At 43.2% G+C, this 21700-nt stretch carries 20 protein-coding genes; 14 read left to right on the forward strand and 6 right to left on the reverse strand.

Going from position 1 to position 21700, the window contains the following annotated elements; all coding sequences use genetic code 11:
- Positions 1 to 322: 322 nt before the first annotated feature.
- The 5 genes from I3252_RS07715 to I3252_RS07735 all read left to right on the forward strand — a co-directional run bounded on the left by I3252_RS07715 (position 323) and on the right by I3252_RS07735 (position 6142).
- Entirely contained in the window at positions 323 to 1246 is a 924-nt protein-coding gene (locus tag I3252_RS07715; RefSeq protein WP_238034773.1) for an ABC transporter ATP-binding protein, read from the forward strand.
- A gap of 64 nt (positions 1247 to 1310) precedes the next feature.
- Complete coding sequence (locus I3252_RS07720; RefSeq protein ID WP_238034774.1) at positions 1311 to 3005, forward strand: iron ABC transporter permease; 1695 nt, start codon at positions 1311 to 1313, stop codon at positions 3003 to 3005.
- Positions 3006 to 3107: 102 nt separating this feature from the next.
- On the forward strand, positions 3108 to 4112 hold the full coding sequence (locus tag I3252_RS07725; protein ID WP_238034775.1) for an ABC transporter substrate-binding protein: 1005 nt from the start codon (positions 3108 to 3110) through the stop codon (positions 4110 to 4112).
- Positions 4113 to 4253: 141 nt separating this feature from the next.
- Complete coding sequence (locus tag I3252_RS07730; RefSeq protein ID WP_238034776.1) at positions 4254 to 5396, forward strand: TIGR03364 family FAD-dependent oxidoreductase; 1143 nt, start codon at positions 4254 to 4256, stop codon at positions 5394 to 5396.
- Positions 5396 to 6142: an HAD family hydrolase gene (locus I3252_RS07735; RefSeq protein WP_238034777.1), complete on the forward strand. Its 747-nt coding sequence runs from the start codon at positions 5396 to 5398 to the stop codon at positions 6140 to 6142. The genes I3252_RS07730 and I3252_RS07735 overlap by 1 nt, the downstream gene beginning before the upstream one ends.
- A gap of 218 nt (positions 6143 to 6360) precedes the next feature.
- On the opposite strand, the gene I3252_RS07740 is transcribed toward I3252_RS07735, so the two are convergent.
- The 4 genes from I3252_RS07740 to I3252_RS07755 form a co-directional block, all read right to left on the reverse strand.
- Positions 6361 to 6921: a heme-binding protein gene (locus I3252_RS07740; RefSeq protein WP_228244495.1), complete on the reverse strand. Its 561-nt coding sequence runs from the start codon at positions 6919 to 6921 to the stop codon at positions 6361 to 6363.
- 55 nt (positions 6922 to 6976) lie between these two features.
- Positions 6977 to 8188, reverse strand: coding sequence for a CynX/NimT family MFS transporter (locus tag I3252_RS07745; RefSeq protein ID WP_238034778.1), 1212 nt, complete (start codon positions 8186 to 8188; stop codon positions 6977 to 6979).
- 152 nt (positions 8189 to 8340) lie between these two features.
- Complete coding sequence (gene cynS, locus I3252_RS07750; protein ID WP_045451487.1) at positions 8341 to 8811, reverse strand: cyanase; 471 nt, start codon at positions 8809 to 8811, stop codon at positions 8341 to 8343.
- Between the two features lie 113 nt (positions 8812 to 8924).
- Complete coding sequence (locus tag I3252_RS07755; RefSeq protein ID WP_238034779.1) at positions 8925 to 9587, reverse strand: carbonic anhydrase; 663 nt, start codon at positions 9585 to 9587, stop codon at positions 8925 to 8927.
- Between the two features lie 138 nt (positions 9588 to 9725).
- Between I3252_RS07755 and cynR the strand changes: the two genes are divergently transcribed.
- Complete coding sequence (gene cynR, locus I3252_RS07760) at positions 9726 to 10634, forward strand: transcriptional regulator CynR (RefSeq protein WP_109590779.1); 909 nt, start codon at positions 9726 to 9728, stop codon at positions 10632 to 10634.
- Positions 10635 to 10681: 47 nt separating this feature from the next.
- Positions 10682 to 11068 (forward strand): DUF6122 family protein, encoded by a 387-nt coding sequence (locus I3252_RS07765; protein WP_193009137.1) that lies wholly within the window; start codon positions 10682 to 10684, stop codon positions 11066 to 11068.
- Positions 11069 to 11280: 212 nt separating this feature from the next.
- Here the strand turns inward: I3252_RS07765 and I3252_RS07770 are convergent, their stop codons facing one another.
- Together I3252_RS07770 and I3252_RS07775 are read right to left on the reverse strand one after the other, a co-directional pair.
- Positions 11281 to 11769 (reverse strand): META domain-containing protein, encoded by a 489-nt coding sequence (locus I3252_RS07770; protein ID WP_193009138.1) that lies wholly within the window; start codon positions 11767 to 11769, stop codon positions 11281 to 11283.
- A 304-nt stretch (positions 11770 to 12073) separates the two neighbouring features.
- Positions 12074 to 12523, reverse strand: coding sequence for a PACE efflux transporter (locus tag I3252_RS07775; protein WP_045445595.1), 450 nt, complete (start codon positions 12521 to 12523; stop codon positions 12074 to 12076).
- A 90-nt stretch (positions 12524 to 12613) separates the two neighbouring features.
- On the opposite strand from I3252_RS07775, the gene I3252_RS07780 reads away from it, so the two are divergent.
- The 7 genes from I3252_RS07780 to I3252_RS07810 all read left to right on the forward strand — a co-directional run bounded on the left by I3252_RS07780 (position 12614) and on the right by I3252_RS07810 (position 21271).
- Positions 12614 to 13492: a LysR family transcriptional regulator gene (locus I3252_RS07780; protein WP_238034780.1), complete on the forward strand. Its 879-nt coding sequence runs from the start codon at positions 12614 to 12616 to the stop codon at positions 13490 to 13492.
- Positions 13493 to 14135: 643 nt separating this feature from the next.
- Positions 14136 to 15026 (forward strand): hypothetical protein, encoded by an 891-nt coding sequence (locus tag I3252_RS07785; protein WP_238034781.1) that lies wholly within the window; start codon positions 14136 to 14138, stop codon positions 15024 to 15026.
- A gap of 24 nt (positions 15027 to 15050) precedes the next feature.
- Positions 15051 to 15635 (forward strand): alpha/beta hydrolase, encoded by a 585-nt coding sequence (locus tag I3252_RS07790; protein WP_238034782.1) that lies wholly within the window; start codon positions 15051 to 15053, stop codon positions 15633 to 15635.
- 238 nt (positions 15636 to 15873) lie between these two features.
- Positions 15874 to 16515, forward strand: a complete 642-nt coding sequence (locus I3252_RS07795; protein ID WP_238034783.1) for a hypothetical protein — start codon at positions 15874 to 15876, stop codon at positions 16513 to 16515.
- 74 nt (positions 16516 to 16589) lie between these two features.
- Positions 16590 to 17303, forward strand: a complete 714-nt coding sequence (locus I3252_RS07800) for a hypothetical protein (protein WP_238034784.1) — start codon at positions 16590 to 16592, stop codon at positions 17301 to 17303.
- Positions 17304 to 17447: 144 nt separating this feature from the next.
- Positions 17448 to 18161, forward strand: coding sequence for a hypothetical protein (locus tag I3252_RS07805; protein WP_238034788.1), 714 nt, complete (start codon positions 17448 to 17450; stop codon positions 18159 to 18161).
- A 773-nt stretch (positions 18162 to 18934) separates the two neighbouring features.
- Positions 18935 to 21271, forward strand: a complete 2337-nt coding sequence (locus I3252_RS07810; RefSeq protein WP_238034785.1) for a FepA family TonB-dependent siderophore receptor — start codon at positions 18935 to 18937, stop codon at positions 21269 to 21271.
- Positions 21272 to 21700 lie beyond the last annotated feature (429 nt).

Consider the following 21700-nt stretch of genomic DNA (forward strand, 5'->3'; position numbering starts at 1 on the left):
TTGGAAAATGCTCATGGGATTGTTTTCGATACTTTATCTAGGGCGTGTCCTCATTTTAAAAATGGTGATAAAAATGAGATAAATTGCCGTCAAACAAGGAAGATAGCACAGTTAATATCGAGATATTGATAAGCTATTTGACGATGTTTAACAAAATTTAGCCATGTTTAGCCCATTTAGAAAGTAATTGATTGAATTGAGGACACGCCCTAACGTTGTTTGATGTCATCGTATTGTCATGGCTCTTTAACCAAAATGTCACAACTACTGGCTACACTGCTGACCTAGGCAATACAAATAATAAATGATCAGGTTGGTTGATATGTTAGAGCTTAGAGGTGTGACGAAAAAGTATGAGAATAAAGTTATCTTTGAAGATATTTCCCTCAAAATTAATAAGGGCGAAATTGTCTCAATCTTAGGGCCTTCTGGCTGTGGTAAAACGACTTTATTGCATATTATCTTAGGTTTGACAGGTATCAATGGCGGTCGTCTTGCTTATAACGGCGAAGACATTACACGAGTGCCGATGAAAAAAAGAGGCTTCAATATTGTCTTTCAAGACTATGCACTGTTTCCCAATCTAAATGTCAAACAAAACATCGAATACGGTTTACGCAATAATCCCCATATTAGCACGCAAGCAGAAGTCGATGAACTGGTCGACTTACTCGATATCGAAGCCCACCTAAATAAACGTATCAGCCAATTGTCTGGTGGTCAAAAGCAACGCGTGGCACTCGCACGCACTTTGGTGATGAAGCCTAAAATCCTGTTATTAGATGAGCCTTTATCTGCGCTAGATGGTGTCATCAAAGAAACCATCAAAGCGCGTATTCGCGAGATTTCCGTTCGCTATCAGTTGACGACTTTAATAGTCACTCATGATCCAGAAGAAGCCATGACGTTATCTGATCGTATTTTACTGCTCTCAGACGGCAAAGTGGCACAGTTCGCGACACCAACGGAAATCATTCGCAACCCAGCCAATGATTTTGTCAAAAACTTCATTCTCAATCAGCTCAATATTAAGCGTCGCAATATCTTAAGTTTATTCGCGGATGATGGCGCAAATATCGACCCCTTAAGCAAATATACCCAGCGCCAACATTATGGTCAGGATGACAGTGTGGTGACTCATCGTTATGACGATATCGATGGTATTGACACTATCGACAATACCGACGATCTTAACGTTATCAAAGCCAGTCATCAGCAAAAACGAAAAGATGCCACCATCAATTAATATTGATTAAAAATAAAAATGTTGTGAATGAACGTATTTGACTATTTGATCGTCTTGGATATTTATGAAATTGAGCAATTCACCCCTCGTAAAAGCAACTTGGCTATTCGTTGCTGTTTTATTCGTCATGTTTATGTTTGTGCCATTAGTCAAACTGCTGGCACTGTCTTTGAATGTCGGTGATGCATTAGGGCTAGAAAACTACACCAGTATTTTGAGCAGTGATGGCTTTTTGCAGACCATGCAAAACAGCTTTTTTGTGGCGACGATGAGTGCGCTTAGCGCGACGTTTTTGGGCTTTATTTTGACTTATACCGTGCATTGGACCAATTTGCCCAAAAGTTTTAAACAATTTATTAAGCTGGCGGCATTATTTCCTATGTTGTTGCCAACCGTCACCTATGGCTTTGCCATTATTTATACCTTTGGCAAACAAGGTTTGCTTACTCAGATTCTTGGCTTTCAGCTGTTTGAGGACATATACGGCTTTTATGGCATGTGGCTTGGTTATACCATTTATACCTTGCCCATTGCTTTTTTATTATTGAACAATACTTTCCAGTATTTGGACAAAAAGTTTGTCGTTGTATCAGAGTTGATGGGAGACTCTCCTTATCGCCAGTTTGACATGACTGTGGTGCGCCCTCTAATCGGCACCTTTGCAGCAGCGATGATTCAATGTTTCTTTTTAGCCTTTACAGACTTTGGTATTCCAGCGTCGATTGGGGGGCAATATAGCGTCATCGCCACTGAGCTTTATACCCAAATCTTAGGCGCGTCACCTTCATTCGAAAAGGGGGCAGTGGTTGCGCTATTTATGCTGGTGCCATCCATCCTAAGCATCGCCATACTATGGTACGTGGCACGCTTCAATGTGCGCTATGACTCAGTTGAAATGATTGATCTGCCCACCTCAAAAATCAAAGACCGTGTTTTGGCGGTGTTATCGAGTGTGATTTTAGCCTCACTGTTACTGGTATTCGCCGTGATATTCATCATCCCATGGATTAAATCATGGCCTTATCAGATGGTCTTCACCACCGAGATTGTCAGCGAGGCTTTAGAGTCTGCCAATCTGATGCGGGTCTATAAAAACTCATTACTTGTGGCGGTATTAACGGCGGTGTTTGGCACCTTGACTACGTATTTTTCAGCCCTGTTATACGAGCGCTCAGGCTTGTTTAAACTGGGAAAATTCAGTATTGAAAGCTCGGCATTGGTAACCAATACGGTGCCTGGAATGGTCGTCGGTATTGCCTATTTGATGGTGTTTTCGGGGTCGGCGGTCGCCAATACTATTTTTATCATCGTGATTAGCAACATCATTCATTACTTTGCCACGCCTTATTTGATGAGTAAAAACGCGCTGTCCAAAATGAATTTGGGCTGGGAGACGACGGCTGGTTTGTTGGGCGACTCATGGTTTGCATCGTTACGCCGCATCGTCGTGCCCAATTCGTTTTTTACGCTGATTGAAGTCGCTTCATTCTATTTTATCAGCGCCATGGTGACAATTAGCGCGGTTATCTTTATTTCAGGTGCCAAAACCATGGTACTCACCACCAAGATAGTCGAGCTACAGCACTTTGCGCGCTTCGATGAGATTTTTATCTTGTCGCTGATGATATTGCTGACCAATATTGGCGCACTGATGTTGTTTGCTATTGTCCGTCATATTTATAGCAAACGGCTCTCTGGTACAACGGCAATAAAAACCAAGAAAAAACCTAAGTCAATGGTGGTACCAACGTCTTCTTAGTCTTACCCATCGGTCAAGCGCATTGATAAGACTTATTTTGGTTTTGTATTTTAAGCAACACCTTTTTCATTATTAAAACCTCAACAAATAATAGGACAAATAATGTTTTTATTCAAAACGTTAGTGGCAAGTTTCGCGTGTGGGATCGTCTTAGCAGGTTGTAGTTCACCTGAGTCGGAAGGAGGTGCTTCTAGCAACGTCGAAGAAGTGGTCATTTATAGCAATGCCGACGAAGAAGCGGTCGAGGTCATCCAAGAGGTTTTAGACGAAGCAGGCTATGAGGGTCAGTATGTCTTTCAGTCTTTTGGGACAGGGGAGTTGGGTGGGCGTTTGCTGGCAGAAGGCGATAATACAGAGGCTGATATGGTGACGATGAGCTCGTTCTACTTAGAAAGTGCCCAAGCCAAGCATCCTATGTTTAAAGAATTGACCTTTGACGTTGACCCGCAAGTGGCGGTCCCCAATTACTATGCACCAATACTAGGCTTTACGGGCGCTATTATTTTAAACACAAAAGAGATGGCGGCGCAAAATCTGCCCAGACCAACCAGTGCCAAGGATTTAGCAAACCCGATCTACAAAAATAAAATTGCGATGGTGGATCCTAATGGCTCATCGACAGGTTGGCTCTTTATTCAAGACGTCACCGCTACTTATGGAATGGGCGCTGAAGGGCAGAAAATTATGAACGATATCCGCACCAATGCGGGTCCAAACTTGGAGTTGTCAGGCTCAGGTCCGATCAAAAAAGTGATGGCAGGTGAGGTGCCGATTGGTTTTGGCTTGCGTCATCAAGCAATCGCAAACAAAGCACAAGGCTTGCCCATTGATTATGTTGACCCAAGTGAAGGAAATTATACGCTAACGGAATCGGTAGCCGTTATTGATAAAGGCGAGAACACCAATCCAAATGCGATGAAAATGGCTAAAATCATTGTTAAAAATGCGCGTCCAAAATTATTGACGATATACCCAAATGTGATTTATGACGGTGAAACAGTCGCTCCTAACAATCAAATCAAAAACAGTAAAACGTACGGCGAGCCATTGACGGCTGAGCTGCTAGACAAGCACAGAGCGTTTTTCCATGGACAAACTGAATCGTAAATGAATCCATAAAAACCGTGATGAGTAGTCATTGTTCAAATGCACTATTTCATTGGCTAGTGAAATCCTTAAAACAAGGATTGAGCCGCTAAAACATAAATTGAGTATCATTTGTAATCAATCATAAAGAAGAAAAAAGCTATGACAGGGACAAGTAAATTATCAGATAAACACTATGATGTGGTCGTCGTTGGGGGAGGTATCGTTGGTCTTGCCAGCGCTTATGCTGCCGTAAAAAAAGGGCTGAAAGTGGCGTTGGTAGAGCGTGAAGCACAGAATAAAGATGCCTCGATTCGTAACTTTGGCTTTGTGACGGTTAGTGGTCAGCGTAGCGGTGAGCATTGGCAACGTGCCATGCACTCACGCAATATCTGGGCAGACATCGCGCCAAAAGCCGGTATCGAGGTTGAGCATACTGGTCTGCACATGCTGGTTCAGCGCCCTGAAGCAATGAGCGTTGCCGACGCGTTTTTGAAGACTGAAATGGGCGAGTCCTGTCGCTTATTGAGCCAATCAGAAATACAGGAGCAGACGCCTTATCTTAAAACAGGTTTGGGCGTTTTATATAGCCCGCACGAGCTGAGAGTCGAGTCAAATACCGCGATTGGCAAATTGGCGGACTGGTTAGCACAGGTGCATGGCGTGGATTTTTATAACAAAACCACGGTTCAGGCGGTTGACTTGCCCACTGTTCATACCAGTCGAGGAACATTGCAGACGGCGCATTGTGTCATCTGTCCTGGGGCGGATTTACATGGCTTATATCCTGATACTTTAGCGCAGTCTGATGCCAAACTCTGTACCCTCAATATGATGCGCGTGATGCCAAGGCAAGCGTTCAAACTAAATGCTGCTGTCATGTCAGATCTGAGTTTTGCTCGTTATGATGGGTTTGCTCAGCTACCAGAAGCCCGTGCGCTCAGCAGCTTACTTGATGACACTCAAGCTGCTGAGCGCAAGGCTGGCGTACATTTAATCGTTGTTCAATCAGCGGATGGCTCACTTATCATTGGTGACAGTCATGATTACTGTGATAAAGAGCTGCCCTTTAGAGACACTTATTCAGATAACTTAATCATCAACGAGTTCAAAAAGGTCATGGACATCGGTGAGGTAGACATCACCCAGCACTGGTTAGGGGTCTATCCAAGTGCCGACAATGTCGTGTTTAAAGCATCACCAGAATCAGGCGTTGCCATCGGTACCATCACAAGCGGCACAGGCGCATCAACGGGATTTGCCTTTGGTGAAGAGTTAATTAATTTAGTATTGGAGTCAAAATAATGAATACAGATATTCATCGTATCAAAGCGCCATTCGACGCGATCAAACTGTGTGTCTTTGATATGGCAGGCACGACCGTCAATGAAAACAATTTGGTTTATAAGACCGTATGTGATGCGATCAATCACACCTTACAACAGGTTGGTCGAACAGACATTCAGGTTAATCTAGAGGTGTGTTTAGAGTTTGGGGCTGGCAAAGAAAAGCGACAAGCCATTAGCGATATACTCAATGAAGTATGCAAAAATGACAATACCGCGACCGCTGATAGTGAAAAATGGAAGGATGCTGCCTTTAATACGTTTAAATCAGCGTTGGCATCAGCCTATACCAAGGACACGGTAGCAACCTTCGATGGCATGCTAGACTTTTTCACTCAGTTAAAGCAGTCAGGTAGAAAAGTCGTGCTAAATACGGGCTACGATATTCAGACTGCCAATAAAATATTAGCTATTTTAGGATGGTCAGTGGGTCGTGATATTGATGCTTTGATTACAGCGGATGATGTGCATAATGGTCGTCCTGCGCCAGATATGATTACCCTTGCTATGGACAAGTGTGGGATTGAGCATTCGCAACAGGTATTGAAAGCAGGGGACAGCGGCATTGATATCGAAGAAGGCAAAAATGCCCATTGTGGTCTATGTGTTGGGGTGCTGACTGGTGCTCAAACCCATGTGAAACTGGAAAAATATTCACCAGATATCGTGCTTGAGAAGCTCACGGATCTAGCGGCATTGATCTAGAGTATATCCTCAATTTAATTGAGGCGTCTATATGGGCTAAAAATGGCTAGATTAAGACATTGGGTACTTTAATGGCGCATTTTATAAGGAGAGAAATCATTACATGGTTTCTCTCCTTCTTCTTTTATAGAAGTAACAATAAACATAAGGACAGGCAGGCTTATCGATTTTCGAACAGCATAATATGTGGAATACTTGTCTTAAAACTTTAGCCCGCGCTACTGCTGCTCTAATGCTTTCAGACCTGCTTTGGCGATGTGTACATCTTCGCTGCCATGTGCGCCGCCCACCCCAATACCACCAACTACGATACCATCGATATAAATGGGCACGCCACCATCTAAGATAAGGATGTTTTCATCCAGATAGCGTAGGTCTTCAGGAATCGTGCCGTCTTTGATGCCTTTGGCGATGACCGCCGTTTCTCTTTTTTGTGAGTTTGCGGTATAGGCTTTTTTGTAACTGGCACGCACGGTATGCACGCCTGCGCGGTGATCTCTGAGCACTGCTAAGGTTTGTCCAGAGGCGTCAACGACGGTGACAGATACCATCAAATTGTTGTTTTTGGCTTCTAATGCGGCGGCATTCACCATGTTTTGTGCCATCTCGCCAGTCAATAATGGAATGGTTGCCATCTCTGCTCCTTGAGTTATTACGTTTGGTTTGATCACTTGTACTTGATACTGTGAGTGTGAGGTGTTGGCACACGCGGAGATGGACAACAGTGAAGTTGCAAGCGCGGCATAGATAACGAGTTCTTTCATAATCAGCCCTTTCATAATTAATCCTTGAGGTTGTTTTGAATATTGCATGACGTGACTCAATACGCCTGAATCAAAGCTTAGACAAGTTAATTGCCTGATGATAACTTGCTGGGGCAAACTTGATGGTGACAAACAGCATACCGATAAGGCTGATCAATAGCATCCACCAAACCGCCTTAAAACTGCCAGTCGCCTCGCGAAGCACACCTGCGACATAAGGCGCGATGGCGGTAATAATAAAGCCAATGCCTTGGACAAATGCTGCCAGTGCCCCAGCGAGTTTGGGTTTGGACAAATGATCTAACGCGACGGTCAATGTCAATGAAAAGCAAGCACCAAGACCACAGCCAATCAAGGCAATCCACAAGATGAGTAAAGCTGTCGGCATGGTAATCAAACCTATAAATCCAGCAATTTGTATCCCTACGGCAAAAAACAACCAAGGTCGGCGGTCGAGACGATGGGCGGACAACATTGGAATAACCAGCGCACCAATGACCTGAAAAATCGTCATGATACCGATCAGCTCGCCACTACTTTGCGCGCTCCAGCCCAAAGTCTGCGCATAGCTTGGCAACCATGCAATCATACAAGCATATCCAGCGTTTGCCAGACCAAAATAACTTGCCAGCAGCCAAGCACGGCGATTGCCAAAAAAGTTGATTTTTACCCCGTCGTCTCGATTTTCCATCTGCTCGGAGGGGCGTCGCCACCACAGCACGAGGGCAAAAACTGGCACTATCAGCCAAATACCCAAACCGGATTGCCAACTGCCGTAATGTTGAGCGACCACAGGACTCAAGATAGCGGCAACCCCGCCACCAGTCATCAGTGCGGCAGAGTAAACGCCCATAGCAAGTGGTACACGCGCAGGATACCAACGCTTGACCACACCAGGTGCCATTGCTTGCACGATGGCGATACCCGTGCCGCCTACTAAGGCACTGGCAATTAGCATCCCTCCCGTGTCTAACCACAAACGCCATAAACCCGCGAAGGCAATCGCAAACAGACCACCTGTGATCCACGCGCTTTCACTAAATCGTCGCCCAATCCAAGGCAACAGTAGCGGAAATATACCCATACATAGCATGGGCAGCACCACCAATAAAGAGGCGGCTTGCAAACCCATCGCTGTGCTTAGGCGTATCTCTGTAAGCAATGGACCAGTAGAAGTGATCGTTGGGCGCAGCGTCATCGCCAACCCAGCAATCACCAGCATAGGAAACAACAAGGTCAGTATCGACGAACGCGCCGTGGAGGAGATATGATCGGTACTCATGAATAATATAAAATCCGTATTAAGAAAGGCAGTACCAAAAAATCACCGCCTGAGTCGCCAAAAAAGCCGACGTCACTATATGCCGAACGCCGACTTTTTCAATAAGTACTACTTTTACAAACCGCTGATAAAACTGCTGTTTAAAGCGTCATTTAAAAAGGTTTGAACGGTAGGAACTTACCATCTAGAGTAATTACTGCGCGATCACCACCTTCAGGATCAGCCACTTTTTTGATATCCATTTTGAAATTAATGGCACTGATGATACCATCACCAAATTGCTCATGAACCAAGGCTTTTAGCGTGGTGCCATATACCTGCATCATCTCATAAAAACGGTAGATTGTCGGATCAGTAGGAATCTCACTACCAACGCTGCCTCGTGATGGAATACATTGTAGTAACGCGATGGCGTCCTCATCAAGTCCTAAAGTTTCACCAACTTTTTGGGCGGCATCAGTAGGTAGCGGATGCTGACCTAGCAAAGCGGCAGTGACAAAGACGTCACTCAAGCCTGTTCCTGAAGCGATTTGCTCAAATGACAGGTTCTTTGCCGCTTTGGCAGCAATGATGGTGTCCGTTAATGTTTGACGTGCGGTGTTGCTTACTTGAGACTGAATCATAATAATACCTTTTGAGGTTGGTGGTGGTTATTGGGTTAATGATGCTTATGAATCATTTGGGTTAATTGATTTTCTGATTATGCATAGTCATTAATAATGACAGTTATATAACGCTAAACGGTGACTGCCAGTGGCGATATCGGATAAGCGCGAACCTCAGTGTGCGTGGCCAATGAGACAAATTCATTGGTCACGCCATCTAAGGCATCGATATCACCGGACTCGATATCGTAAACCCAGCCATGTAGTGCCAAACGATTTTCTCTTAGCGCCAAACGTATAGACGGATGGGTTTTGATATTTTCGATTTGGGCGATGACATTTTCACGAACCATAGAGGCGACCCGCTCGCTATCACTGGCGTGTTCACGGGCTTCATTGACCACCCGTGCTGAGTCAGCGTAGCGTAGCCAGCTGCCTACCGCTGGCATATGATCCATGCAGGTGCAGTTGGCAATTGCAGTCATCGCGCCGCAGTTTGAGTGCCCGCAAATCACCACATCCGTGACTTTCAAAGCGGTAACAGCATACTCAACTGACGCCGATACACCGCCAGGCTCAGGACCATAAGATGGGACGATATTGCCCGCATTGCGAATCACAAACAGACCACCGGGTTCGTGTTGAGTAACGAGCTCGGGTACTAAGCGGCTGTCTGAACAAGAAATAAACAGCGTGCGCGGGTTTTGTTTGGTCGCCAAATTTTTGAATAAATCGGCGCGCTTAGGATAGGCGTCACTGTGAAATTTTAGAAAACCTTCAATAATATCTTTCATCGCGGTGGTCTCTGTGTAGTTGATGAAAGGAATGATACGCCGCTATCGTTATAAGGTAAAATACTAGTATATTATGATGTCGATAATAATTACTTATGACCAAACCTTGATCAATCCCTAATCCACACGAGATGACCCATGATTCTTCGGCACATTAAGTATTTCTTGGCAGTGGCAGAGTACCAAAGCTTTACCCAAGCAGCAGCGTCTTTGTACGTCTCACAGCCAGCGTTATCACAGCAGATTAAGCAGTTGGAAGAAGGTCTATGCGCGACTTTATTTGATCGCTCTGGTCGCCGTGTCACATTGACTGATGCCGGTGACGTCTATGCGCGCTATGCCCATAGAGCCTTGCAGGATTTGGAGGAAGGACGGCGCGCCATTCACGATGTGCAGGATCTCAGTCGCGGTGCGTTGCGGATTGCGATTACGCCTACTTTTACCACGTATTTGCTTGGACCTTTAATCAAAGCGTTTCATACTCGTTATCCGAGCCTTACGCTAAGCGTGCAGGAGATGTCACAGGAGCAGATGGAAAAGCAAATACTCGATGATGAGTTTGATGTGGGTATTGCTTTTGAAAATGTGCAGTCTGCCGATATCGATACACAAATCTTGCTGATAGAGACGCTTGCACTGGTTGTTAGTAAACATCACCCTCTTGCTAAGCAAATGGCGATTGACTTGCCAACGCTAAACGCGCAGTCACTGGTATTGCTGAGCCGCGAATTTGCCACGCGCGAACAGATTGAGCATTATTGTCGCCAGCATGACATTGCGCCAAACGTACTGATGGAGGCAAACTCGCTAAGCGCAGTGATCGAAATGGTTCGCCATACCCAACTGACCACCTTATTACCGTCCAACATCGCTCATAATTATGATGAGCTGGTGGCGATTACCTTAGCGCCGTCTTTGCTCCAGCGTACAGCGGTATTACTACAACGAAAAGGCGCGTATCAGAGCGCTGCTACCAATGCATTTGTTGCGTTGGCACATGAGGTCTGTTCGAACACGGTTGAATCCAATGCACTGTTTTTCAAATAGAATAAACTTAGAAAACGAACGGTCACGATGAGATAGGCAAAAGGCCAATGATGCAAACCTTAATTCACTACTTTTTTCACTTCGGCATGCCTTTAATAGTTGCCTATGTGTTTTTTCGCAATGATTATAAAAGGGTTTATCTGATACTGCTCGCCACTATGTTGGTTGATTTGGATCATCTGCTAGCAACGCCTATCTTCTCGCCCAATCGCTGTAGTATTAACTTTCACCCGCTGCACAGTTACTATGAAATGATAGTATATGTGGCTATGTTAGTGCTGCCTAAGCCATATAGAGTCATAGGTTTGGGCTTACTGTTGCATATGCTGACGGATCTGAATGACTGTGTTATGACGTATACCCAAATCCCTCAAGCGTTGGATGATGCGCCAGCTCGTGAGCTGGTCATATGGCTAGCAAATAGGTTTAAGTAGTATTTTTAACTTTCCATCGCATGCTCATTAATTCCGTATTTATTATAGGAACCTTATATTTTCTAAAGAATCGGATTATTTACTGAGGATTTAGTTCTGCACTAGGCCTAAATTCAGTATTCAGACAATAAATATAGACAAAAAAAGCCTCACTTATTAATAAGTGAGGCTTTTTTATTGAGTGACTAGTTTAGCACTCTATATGGCAATGATTATTTGGCAACCGCTTTAAAATTCGCTACTTGGTTTGCATTGGTAATGGTCAAGACAGGCACGTTATTGGCGTTTTTGCTCATGCTATATTTACCATTTACGGTTGCTAGCGCAGCGCTATCAAAGCTTGCTTGTGGGGCAGGGCAAGCCATTCTTGTGCTTCTTACTGGACCCAATGTTACCTCGCCATTTGCTACCTTATATTCAGCACTCATATTGTTACAAGTATTCATCAAAGTAACGATATTGCTCCCATTCGCCGTCACAAAATCGAGGGTTAATGGTTTGGCTGGATTAAAGAATAATGGAGTAATGGTCTCGCCCTTGGTGTTTTTGGCATCCACGAGTTGCCAATGATAGGCTTGCAAGGCATCCGAGGTAATAGGCTGGGTAACGGGTGCACTTGGCGTAGATGTGGTTTGACAACCTGCTGCCAATGTTCCCACTGCTAAAACGCTTACCATCATTACCTTGGTCATATTTTTCATATAAAGTCCTTTATTGCTTCAATTATTATATAGAGACATTTATCTCAAAATTATTATGCTCGCTGCCCCAATAACTGACATGAGACACTAGCAGATGCAGGCATTATTACAAAGCAATGATAGCGATACAAGCGCCAGTAACCATTTAAATACCAAGTTGTTTTTATGTTGATATAGTTGGTTCAATATAATTTGGATACAAGGAAGGCAAGCGAAAGTACTACAAATAGTAGACTAAGCGAGCCTGACACCGTATCTGATTTATATAGGATTGACTATAAATCCTTAGCACAGCCTATTGCTATTAGGCGACCACATCATTACGTTGAGATAGCAGATGGTTTGCTGGAATAGGAAACACATTGTCATAAATCCAGTTATAAACAAAAGCATGTACCAAGTAGAAAGTAGCCATTGTAATATCCATGAGAAAGGCTTGCCAAAGGCTGATGCCTAAGTGCCACGCAATTATTGGTAGGAATAATAACAGCAAACCACCTTCAAATAAAAAGGCATGCAACATCCGTAGTGGAACCGTCTTATGTACATTGCCACGTAGCTTCAGCATACTGTGGTCAAATAACAGGTTGTAAAAATAGTTCCACAACGTCGCGATAATCGAAGCAGCCACGGCGATAAGGCCTATCGACTGAATATCAAAGCCAAATAACCAGCTTGCCAACGGTACAAATATAATTAAACCTATTATCTCAAAACCCAAAGTATGACGAATACGATCTTTCACGGTGCGCATGAAGCTTCCTAATTGAATCAGTTATTTTCGCGCCTATTGTATCTGTTAAACTATTATAACCAAGTTAGAACCTATAGGATTTTTAGATAGATGAGCCTTTCATTAGAGCAATTGCAAGCCTTTGTCACCACGGTAGAGACCGGTTCTTTCTCCGCCGCCGCCCGTTATCTAGGCAAGGCGCAGTCTGCTATTAGCACGGCGGTATCAAATTTAGAAATTGATTTGGACAACAGCTTATTTGTCCGCAGTGGACGCTATCCAGTCCTGACGCCAGCTGGAGAGCGCTTACTGGTAGAGGCGCGAGTGATACTAGAGCGTTGTGAGCATTTTCGCGCGGTGGCCAAAAGTCTGGGCGAAGGAGTAGAGAGCCGATTGGTACTGGCGGTTGATGAGCTGTACCCCGAAGCAACGTTGGGCGGCTTGATGGAAGAGTTTTCGCGCCGATTTCCTAGTGTGGAGCTGGAACTATTGTTTCCTCTGATGGAAGATGTCAGCCGCTTGGTGCTAGAAGATCGCGCCGATTTAGGCATTATGTGGCGTCAAGAGATACTACCTTCAGCGCTGAATTTTCATGGGCTTGGTTGGGTGTCGATGAAAATGGTGTGCGCACCGAACCATGAGCTAGCTCGTCAGCCAGTGGGGTGGGAGGAGTTGAAACGCTATCGGCAATTGATGGTGGCAACACGCAATCATAGCGAAGAAAAAGCGCGATTGCGAATAGCATCTGATGTCTGGTGGGTTGAGAGCCAGTGGGTTATCGTTGAGCTGGTACAGCGCAATCTAGGCTGGGCATTCGTGCCTGAACATGTGGTAGCCAGTGCCTTAGATAATGGTTTTTTAGTCGAGCCAATATTGGACTTTAACGATCATGATTGGCCAGTGGCTTTAGAAATTGTATGGCACAAGCAGCGTCCTCTAGGTAAAGCAGCTGCTTGGTTGAAGTCGGCTGCGATTGCGCTAAATAAGTGATATTGAGCAGTCAATAATAGTGAGTTTTAAAGGGTCGTCTATTTATTGCAGGTGCACTATCTATAAAATTTATAGTCTCGCCTATAAGCTTGAGTAGGTTATAAATTTAGACGGTTTTTAATATAAGCGCTTTAGTGGTCAAGTTATAATATGCTTCAATCCAAATTATGTTTTCAACTGAAATATGCGATACAGCTGAGCGACAGCAATTGTCGCCCGCTTTAATTAGACGCTTTATTTTTCTCAATTTTTATATTATAGTTACTGAGTTAGGACGTAATTCAGTCAGGAAAACAGCAACATAGAGTTAACCCTCGAGGCGCAACGCTTCACCCTATAACTTCGCTATTGCTGTTAACTATCAATACTCTGGCTGGCATTAATCATTATTTTTCTAATCAACTAAACCCAAGCTACTCATAAATCATAGCTGTCATATCAATGATGGCACAGATTTCATATTGTTAAAAATAAGTTTAAATAACTTCTAAAGTCATCATTGACACATTCACTTTACTTTTTAACGTTGCTCTAAAAGCGGCGGACAAGCTCGGCTGACTTAAATTTGTTCTGAGAATCAAAAAAATTAAAAATACTACAAGCTACTGATATTCAAAATAAATTAAAAAATAAGGACAGTACTATGACAAACACAACTAACACTTTTGAGCAAAAACGTATCAACAATTTAAATTGGTCAAGTGGATCAAAACTGCCTAAATCCATTCAAGATAAGGTACAAACTAAATCAAAGATACCGTTATTTTATCTGCATAATGAGTCTATCAATAACTATGAAGATGATATCTACTTTGTGAATAATAGTGATGAGACATTGAGCTTTGTTGCTCCCTATGAGCTGATGAAGAGAGATTTAGATTGTCCTGAGGTAGTGGTTGCTGCCGAACCAAGTGAACGTGACATATCCCTCACTTATACTGATGTATTGCCCAAGCAAGGCGTGAGAATTGATCGTCAACATATCATCTATGATAGTGATTATCTCAATCAGATTATTGTCTATACCATGAGTCGTGCTAGCAAGGAGATGTGGGGAATATGGCGTTTGAATGTGTGCGAAAAAGGCATGTTTTCGTCATCGTACTCATTGCTCTGGGAGGAGGGTATGAAACCCTCACACGTTGTAAGTGCCGATAAACTGAATGATCCCAAAGATCGTCCTATTTTGCCTTGTGTATTGCCCATACGTCAGCAATTATACCAAGAGTGGGTCAATCATTATGATAAGGCGAGTGCAAGCTTAATGAGGTCTATCACCGATATGATCTATCGTTATGACTTTGGTATTGTGGGATGTTATTACAATGATACTTGGGATGAGTACAGCAGTGAGGCAGAGCAAATCGCTAATCGTCTGATTCAAGGTGATGCCGATAGCGTAGATGAGGTTCTCGCGATGATGATTGCGGTCTATGACGTGTCATTTGGTGCTGGATATACGAGGATTCCTATGGATGTCGCTGAGCGCATTTATGGTCTATGGTTGAATTATAAAAGTAATGCTAATAAATAAAAAAATCCTTAAAAGGAGAGCACTATGATGTTTCCCATTGAAAATAATGACACATTTTTACTATTCTTTCACGGTCTTGATTCAAGCAATGAAACCACTAAATATACTTGTATTAGCCGTGAGCCCAAAACCTGCCAAACCGTGAATTATCGAGATAATTTCAACGAGATTTTCGATATTTATGAGGCGTTAATTTTAGAAAAAATGAAGCAGTATCCGCGAGTCGTCTTGGCAGGGCATTCACTTGGTGGCTGGTTTGCCAATCATTTCGCCCACAAATACAATTTGCGTGCGCTATTAATAGCGCCTTGCATTTATGCCAGTGAGGTTTTAGCCGATCGCATACCAAAAGTGGCTGATATGAAATTGTCATTTCCTACCTCGAATACTGAGATGGTAAGAGTCATGGTTGAGGTTGATGATGAATGCTTAGATGTAGCCGTCGCCAGACGCACGTTGGTCAACTTACCTGATAGCTGGGAAGTGGAGTATTTTGAGCGTGGTCATCACCGTATCGCCCGTAGCGAAGACATTTGGTATCACTTGGTTCATCTGTGCGAAGACCCCATTGTCTGGATGGATGACGCGACATATCATGGGGAAGATTAAATACCATCAGCCTTGCAGTAAGGCATTATTAATTACTATTATAAAGAACTAAAAAACTATCGTGGGTTTAACGGTTTGCCAAGTTTTTCAATAATCACTTAGCAAACATTGCAACTTCCAGCACGATATAAAACCACTCTGGTAAAGCGCATGAGCCTGTACTCCGACAAGGTTACCCATGCCTGATTCGATGAGCCTATTTGGGCTTATTCTTATTGTCGGAGTTCAGGAGTCACTGATGTCTCATATCAATAGCCAAAATCTCAGGCCTTGCAAATATACTCATCGTTATACGCCGCGGCATCCTTTGGCAAAAGAGGCGGTTAGCCAAATAGAGAAATGTGAACGACGTTCGCAAGATATTGTCCAAGCCATGGGTTATCCGCCAAAACACATCATATCTGCCTGTAATCGTCTGCGTCATGTATTGTCTAGCGACATACTAGGACTTAATGCGACAGATATTGATAGTTACTTTACTGCTCATGAATTCTTAAAAACACTATTGCCCGTGCTCGAAATAAAGTACGACACCTTTGCAGAGGATATTGCGCAAATCCAATATGACTTGGCGCATTATCCTTATCCGCTACCGCAATATCAATTGCGAGCGGTCATCGACTTTACATGGAGTGAGGGCGCTAACTGGATGTCGCGCGGCGTGGCTAGCAGTAAGGCTGTTGCGTATTTACCGCAAAATATTGCCAAAATGAATGCGGCAAAGCATGAGTTGGTGATTCAACAATGTCTGGCTGCGCATTATGCAGAATATAACGGTCACTTGCCGTATAATGGCGTGATTAACGGTTATCAACTTATCATTGAACAGCGTCATGAGATGGTTGATAGCATTGAGTATGATCTGCCGCAGTGTGAGTAGGATGTGATACATCACTCATCAATTGGTAGCATTAACATTTAACACAGCATACCCAAATAAAAAGGCCGTCCCCAATGACCGATACTAATCCTTATAACCCGTATAATTTTTTACCTTTACAGCCGACTGGTAGAAACGAGACCGATACTGCCAACACTTATGCGCCTGAAGACATGATTAAAATATATGAGCAGCAGTTTTTGATACCAGTACCTGAAGAAAAGCTGACCGAGTTTTTACCCGCGCTAAAAAGTTTCTATGATATTGACGATCATACGTTAGACGTCAGCGCCATTATTTTTGACGCAATCGCAGAGTCCGCTATCATTTACAATCACAAGGTCAAAGTGGGCGACTATCAAATACTAGGGGAGTTGGTAAAAGAAGCGATTGAATATGATGAAGACAATAAAAACGACAAAGATGCAGAAGACAAAGAGATTCAAGCCTATACATTAGAATGTAAGCGTACTTTTTTCATTAATGAGGTAGAGATACCTTATCATTTCAACTTGTTTATTTATGGTGATGGCTATTCTACTTTAACCAAAAAAGAAACCGTGCTAGAAAAAATGTATTGGTTCGTTAGAGGACGCTTCGAAGAAAATCTATTAGACGACACTGAAGATAATGACAGTTTAGACTCAATCAATGAGCAGCTAGCCAGTTTGGGTATTCGGGAAATGGATTTGACCACCATAGACGAAGTAATAAGTTATGTAGAAGACAGTATCATAGATGATGCCATGGTAGAGGCGCTTAACAAGTTATTAGATGCTGCTGAGTAGGTAGCTATCCGTAAAATTGATGTCAGGACAACACGTTTTAACGTCAGTTTTTATGAGAGCCGTTGTAAAAGAATATTTATATAAGATTAGCTATAAAAGACTATTGATATAAGGCGCATTGCTATGCAACAAACACAGAATTCTGTGGATCAAAGACAAGATGCTGTAGAACACAGACCCGTATTCATGCCGAGAACCAACAGTGACAATCTGGTAAAAACAGACATGGTTAGGTTTGAGCGGCATGTGGGGTTTGCCAGTCGCCAAAAGAAAAAATCAATCAATGATATGCATCAAGTCATTCGCAAAAAGTATGGCTTTAGTCATGTCCTTGAGCTATCGAGCAAGTCTGGTAATAAATTGAGTTTTCCGCTGAGTCCATTGAGCTTAAAACTAACAAATGAACAAGATGGGCAGCAGTACAGTGTCGAAAATGCCTTTCAAAGCAGTATGATTTTTGAGGATGGTGGTCCCTATACTGACTTGTTAAGTGCGCCGCCAAGACAAGCCAGAAAGGACGAGCGCTTAATGACTTCGGGTGAACTGATTGGCTATAATTATTTTGGTATGGAGTGGAGCGTAGAGCCATTGACCACATTTTATGATTGGCTCTATGTGAATGCCCTAAAGCAAAACCCGCATTTGCATGAAGAAGTTATGCAATATCAAGCCTTTACGGATCGTGAGTTCAATCCTAAAAAGTCTATCCATTGTGCGGCTTATGCACTGGCGATGTTTGCGGCGCTCAATAAACGCGAGTTGCTCGATAACATTGAAGACCCCGCAGTATTTTTTAATCTATATCATGAATTCAAAATAAGTAATACTGAGCAGCTTTTGGAAGCGGGTTGGGTTTGATCGTTAGAGCGGTAATTTATGCAGTAAAAATTATCAAGATAAACTTATGATATGCTAATCAAGTGACTTTATGATATATGAGAATAGCCAAGCTTGTCTTGGTTTTTTCATGCCTAAAAACTTTTGATACCTAAAAAATTAAGCACCTTAGTCTGGTTGATTTTAGCGTTATATATTTCAACAGAACGCTTATTACTCTTAATTATGTAGATGCGATGTAAACTTACGAATACTAGGGCGTGTCCTCATTTTTAACCCATTTAGATAACTATCGATTGAATTGAGGACACGACCTAAGTATGACTATAATTCTAGAAAATTAGACAAAAAAAATCTCCACTTCTTATTTAAGAAATACGCGTTTTAGAAATATAGAAGAGGCGTGACAAGTGACCTATCCCGTCAAATCCGTAGACCTCAATTTGGGAAACTTTAGCTACATGATATGAAGATAGGTGTAGTGGTTAACTGCCTTAGTATATATAAAAATAATGCAAATACTAATGATAACTATTATCATTAGTATTTGCATTATTTTTATAATGTTGCTAAAGTGTGCACTCTTTATTAATAAGCATCGATCAGTTCTTTGCGTGCTCTATTTTCAAGGTCTTATCGATATCAATGCTTCATTTATTCTGTTGTTATAACATTAAAAAATAACCACTTTTGCATGCTTTTCTAGTGCTTACCCATAATGTTATAGCGAATCTGCTCTATCAGAAAATTTGCAAAGTATTGGTAAACACTAAATATTTCTAGGATTTTCATCTATGCCAACATTACCAATTTCTTCTGCTTCTATAAATGCTCTTTACCTACCAAAGCCGTTACGCTTAGCGGCTGGCAAAGCTTTGCTTGGCATTGCTATCGCCTCTATTTTGAGTACAACTGCATTCGCTGCTGAGATAGATAGCCGTAACGTACCACAAATAGCAGCGCAAGAAATTGATGAACAGCAGGCAATACCTTCTGTTGAGCTAGATACCATTGTTGTTAAGGCGGCAAGAGAGGAGCTTGAACAAGCAGCTGGGCTTTCAGTGATTAGTGAAGAGGCTATCAAAAAAGCTTCTGTTTCCAATGATATTGCAGAGATCGTGCGCAAAATGCCTGGGGTGAACCTATCTGGCTCCTCAACTTCTGGTCAGCGTGGTAACCAGCGCCAGATTGATCTACGTGGTATGGGCCCGAATAACACGCTGATTTTAATCGACGGCCGTCCTGTCACTTCTCGCAATGCCGTTCGCCCTGGTAGGGCTAGCGAGCAAGATACCCGTGGAGACTCGCAATGGGTGCCGCCGAGCGCTATTGAACGAATCGAAGTATTGCGTGGTCCAGCCGCGGCTCGCTATGGTTCTGGTAGTATGGGCGGGGTAGTCAATATCATCACTAAAGCGCCTACTAAAAAAGAATTTTCGGTCACTGGTCACTACGAGTCCCCAGAGAGTGACTTGGAAGGTAAAGACTGGCGCACCAATATCAATATGGCTGGTTCTTTAAGCGACAAGCTGTCCTTCCGTACTACGCTTGGCTATCACGACAGTGAAGGCGATGACCCTTATATCAATGCCGAAGACGCCCAAATTGTAGATGGGCGTGACGGACCAGTCGCTTCTATTGCAGCTGGGGTTGAAGGCGTCGAGAATATAGATGTCCGCCAGCTCTTTGAATACGCTATGGATGCGATGAACACGGTAGGTTTTGAAGTCAACTATAGTACCCAGGATAATCGCTGGGCGGGCGACTCACAATTTCAAAATGTCAATAATGATTTGGTCGAAACCTTAGCTGGAGAATCTACCAATAAGATGCGACGCTATGGTGCTGCCATCACGCACCGTGGTGATTATGACAATACCCGTAGCAATAGCTATTTAGAGTTTAGCCGTACCAATAATGAGCGTTTGGCTGAAGGCACGGCTGGTGGAGGTGAAGGTCAAATTAAACCACCAGCCGCAGGCGAGGACTATAACTGGAACGAGGCGACCTATGACACACTAAACGCCAAGTCAGAGTGGGATATATTCTTTGATCGTCATACGTTGACTGCAGGCGCTGAGTTCCGTGGTGAAAAACTGACCAATCCTTTAGTGTCTGACTTAACCTTTGATGATGGTTTTGACTTCGGCGATGTCGAAACTGACCCTGCTAAGCGTGATCCAAAATCAGATGCTTACCTCGTCGGTGCTTATGTAGAAGATAACTACCAAATCACTCCAGATTGGTATGTAACGCCAGGGTTACGTTTTGATTATCACAGTGAAGCAGGGAGTAATTGGTCACCAAGTATCAATACCACGTGGGATTTTAGCCCTAACTGGTCAGTTAAAACCGGCATTAGTCGCGCTTTTAAGGCGCCTGAGCTCTACTTATTAGATCCTAACTACATCTATTACACCAAGGGTAATGGCTGTCCTTCTTGGGTGCCTGAAGATCAACGGGGCTGTCAAGTGCTGGGCAACCCTGATCTTGAGCATGAAACTTCTTGGAACAAAGAGCTGACTTTTACCTATGATGATGGCACAGGGCTGAATGCGGGCTTGACGTATTATCATAATGCCTATGATAACCGTATTGGTGCGGGTGTAGACCGGGTGGCAGTCGATGGTGCAACGAACCGCTCTATTTTCCAATGGGAAAACCAAGGGGAAGCCATTATTGAAGGTCTTGAAGGCTTTGTCACAGTTCCAGTGACTGACGCACTCTCTTGGTACACCAACGTTACGGGAAATCTGCGTTCAGAACGTAAAGATACGGGTGAGCCGCTATCGCTAATTCCTAAATTTACTGTCAACTCCAATGTTAACTGGGACATTACCCCTCGCTGGAATGCCGACTTAGGCGTCAGCTATTATGGCCGTATTGAAGCGCCAGAAGTTTCGGTCACTACTGGTGATGAACTCACCACCTTAAATCTTGACCGTAAGCCTTATGCGCTGGCAAATATCAGCACGCGCTATAACTTGACGGACGGTATTACTGTTGGCGCAGGGATTAAAAATCTATTTGATAAGCAAATTAAGCGCGAAGGCACGGGTACCAATGCGGGTGCTCGAACCTTTAATGAGCCAGGCCGTGCTTATGTCTTTGATGTTAGTTTTGATTTCTAATCTTCAGATACAGTCTTTTCTTTAAGACGCAAAAAGGTCTGAACTAATTGTTCAGACCTTTTGATTTGTACAACCAATCTTGCTTATGATCTTACAAACAATCATTAAAACAGATAACACATAGCCATCATCTTGTAGTTCTTAATTGAATTCGGTTGAAAAAATAGTTAACAGTCATTTCTATTAAAATATTACCTATATTTTATGAACAGCATTTCTTATATGGACTCATTTTTTTAATTTATTAGACAGCAGGTTATAAGCTATCGACAATCACTGGGCGACCTTGATGACTGAGCACGCTAACATCGACGTTATACAGATCCTTCATGGTTGCTTGGGTGATGACCTCTGCAGGTTGACCGACAGCCATCACCTGACCCTCTTTCATGGTGACCACGGTATCGGCAAATTGTGCGGCTTGATTGA

It is taken from the genome of Psychrobacter sp. Ps4 (genome assembly GCF_022129285.1).
Classification (GTDB): domain Bacteria; phylum Pseudomonadota; class Gammaproteobacteria; order Pseudomonadales; family Moraxellaceae; genus Psychrobacter; species Psychrobacter immobilis_A.